The following is an 835-nucleotide window of genomic DNA, read 5'->3' on the forward strand; positions in this document are numbered from 1 at the left end:
AGGCGCTGGACAAAGGCGACTTTATCCTGGCCGGCATTGATGAAAGATCCCTGTTACAGGCAGTGGATACAGCGGTAGAGCTGAACAAAAACAATGACCTTGGCATACCGGTACCGGACTATGTGGATGAAAACGTATCGACAAAGGTGGTCAAGATCATCCAGTCCTATACAGGTGTGGTCAACAAGATGGTCTGGAGAAAGTTTTAAAACAGTTTGATTTTATCAGACTGTTTTTCTTTAGGTCATTATGAATATATGGAATGAATGGATTGAAATCATCTTTAGTTTTATATTCTTTATTGGATATTATTATTTTGTGATAAGAAGACAGGAACACAGGATCAAGTATTGTGTTATAGGTATATTGTATTCTATATATCTAGCAGGAATGCTTCATTTTACTTTATTGCATCGAGTGATCCTTGATACAAGGCAAATTAAGTTTTTCTCATTGAACACAGGAGTTTCTATCTATGACATGAGTGAAACTTTTTATAATATCCTATTATTTATCCCAATGGGGTTTTTGACTCCTTTGTGTTTTAAGAATATAAAACTAAAGAGAATATTATTTCAATGTTTGTGTATTAGTTTTGGTATCGAAATAATTCAATTGATATTTCAAATTGGATTTTTTGACATAAATGATTTAGTGAATAATGTCCTTGGCGGCATAATTGGATATTTATTGTTTACGTTAATAGAGAAGGAGTTAAATAAATATGGGAAAGTACTTTGGAACTGACGGTGTTCGAGGCAAAGCCAATGAAGGCTTGACTCTAGAAATGTCCATCAAGATCGGGCAGTATCTTGGATGGTACTATGGAAAAGAA

The 835-nt window shown here is 34.4% G+C and carries 2 protein-coding genes and 1 pseudogene; all 3 read left to right on the forward strand.

Annotation, left to right across the window (positions count from 1 at the left end):
- Positions 1–209 (forward strand): annotated as a pseudogene (locus tag HMPREF0367_RS00805) (UDP-N-acetylglucosamine 2-epimerase (non-hydrolyzing)); the annotation flags it as partial.
- A gap of 181 nt (positions 210–390) precedes the next feature.
- On the forward strand, positions 391–747 hold the full coding sequence (locus HMPREF0367_RS10840; protein WP_169815925.1) for a VanZ family protein: 357 nt from the start codon (positions 391–393) through the stop codon (positions 745–747).
- Positions 725–835, forward strand: a 111-nt coding sequence (locus tag HMPREF0367_RS10365) for a hypothetical protein (RefSeq protein WP_148449341.1), incomplete at its 3' end; no start/stop codon positions are given. The genes HMPREF0367_RS10840 and HMPREF0367_RS10365, both read left to right, overlap by 23 nt.

The organism is Faecalitalea cylindroides ATCC 27803 (assembly GCF_000469305.1).
GTDB lineage: Bacteria > Bacillota_I > Bacilli_A > Erysipelotrichales > Erysipelotrichaceae > Faecalitalea > Faecalitalea cylindroides.